Annotated in this window: 1 protein-coding gene and 1 pseudogene; both read left to right on the top strand. The window is 52.9% G+C overall.

The genetic code is table 11. The features are described 5' to 3' along the window. Positions 1-144 (top strand): annotated as a pseudogene (locus DF185_RS23005) (DNA-packaging protein); the annotation flags it as partial. Next, positions 119-707, top strand: a 589-nt coding sequence (locus tag DF185_RS23000) for a phage terminase large subunit family protein (protein ID WP_133250145.1), incomplete at its 3' end; no start/stop codon positions are given. The pseudogene DF185_RS23005 and the gene DF185_RS23000, both read left to right, overlap by 26 nt.

The raw sequence follows: 707 nt of genomic DNA, 5'->3' as shown, positions 1-707 counted from the left end.
TCGGTGCAGCGGCGTTTTCCGGAACTGGAAAACCGACATGTTGATTTCCTGAAACGGGATATCATCAAAGCCATGAACAAAGCAGCCGCGCTGGATGAACTGATACCGGGGTTGCTGAGTGAATATATCGAACAGTCAGGTTAACAGGCTGCGGCATTTTGTCCGCGCCGGGCTTCGCTCACTGTTCAGGCCGGAGCCACAGACCGCCGTTGAATGGGCGGATGCTAATTACTATCTCCCGAAAGAATCCGCATACCAGGAAGGGCGCTGGGAAACACTGCCCTTTCAGCGGGCCATCATGAATGCGATGGGCAGCGACTACATCCGTGAGGTGAATGTGGTGAAGTCTGCCCGTGTCGGTTATTCCAAAATGCTGCTGGGTGTTTATGCCTACTTTATAGAGCATAAGCAGCGCAACACCCTTATCTGGTTGCCGACGGATGGTGATGCCGAGAACTTTATGAAAACCCACGTTGAGCCGACTATTCGTGATATTCCGTCGCTGCTGGCGCTGGCCCCGTGGTATGGCAAAAAGCACCGGGATAACACGCTCACCATGAAGCGTTTCACTAATGGGCGTGGCTTCTGGTGCCTGGGCGGTAAAGCGGCAAAAAACTACCGTGAAAAGTCGGTGGATGTGGCGGGTTATGATGAACTTGCTGCTTTTGATGATGATATTGAACAGGAAGGCTCTCCGACGTTCCTGG

This window comes from Marinifilum breve, from assembly GCF_003202155.1.
GTDB classification, from domain to species: domain Bacteria; phylum Bacteroidota; class Bacteroidia; order Bacteroidales; family Marinifilaceae; genus Marinifilum; species Marinifilum breve.
This window is presented reverse-complemented; position numbering and strand designations above follow the sequence as displayed.